Below are 887 nucleotides of genomic sequence, written 5' to 3'. Positions count from 1 at the left end.
ACCCGGCGGTCGTGGCGCGGCTGGCGGAGCTGGACCCGCACGGCCTGCGTGCGGTGCAGGGGCAGCTGACGGAACAGGGTCTGCTCACCGACGACCACACCGGGTTCACCCACCCGCTGGTCCGCGACGTCGCCGCCGACCCCGCCGAGCGCGAGCGGCTGCACCTGCGCGCGGCGCGGCTGCTGCACGAGACCGGGCACCACGCCCAGGAGGTGGCCGCGCACCTGCTCGCGGTCGCCGCCCCGCTCGACGGCTGGGCCGTCGAGGTCCTGCGGGCCGCGGCCCACCAGACGACGACCGCGCTCCGCCCGGACACGGCCGACGACCACGACGACGACCCGGTCGCGGTCCGGTACCTGCGCCGGGCCCTGCTCGACAGCGACGTGCGTGGCCACGAGCGCGGGGCCCTGCTGGTCGAGCTGGCCGCGGCGGAGCGGTTCACCGAGCCCGGCACCGCCGTCCGGCACGTGTCCCAGGCGCTGCCGCTGCTCGCCTCGCCGCAGGACCGGGCGGTCGCGCTCACCCTGATCGACCCGTCGACGGTGCGGGAGGTGCCGGCGCGGGTCCAGGAGGCGGTCCGTGCGGCCGACGCCGGAACGGACCCGGTCGTCGACGACGAGTGCACGGTGGCCGTCCGGATCCGTGCCCGCGCCCGGCGGCTGGACGAGCAGCACCCGGAGGGGCTGGCCCGGTCCTGCGCGCTGCTGCGCGAGGTCGTGGCCGCACCGGACGAGCACCTCAGCACCGCGGCCGGTCGCGAGCTGGTCGGCGTGCTGCTGCACGCCGCGGCGCTGACCGGCGGGGTACCGGCGGCCGACGTCGCCCACCTCGGGGAACGCCTGCTGCGGATCACACCGGCGCGCGAGGTGCGGCCCCCGCACGGCATC

Annotated in this window: 1 pseudogene; it reads left to right on the top strand. The window is 78.1% G+C overall.

The annotated features are described in order from the left end of the window. A pseudogene (locus GTW08_RS01545) lies at positions 1-887 on the top strand (hypothetical protein); the annotation flags it as partial.

It is taken from the genome of Pseudonocardia sp. SID8383 (assembly GCF_009864975.1).
Taxonomy (GTDB): Bacteria; Actinomycetota; Actinomycetes; order Mycobacteriales; family Pseudonocardiaceae; genus Pseudonocardia; species Pseudonocardia alni.
This window is presented reverse-complemented; position numbering and strand designations above follow the sequence as displayed.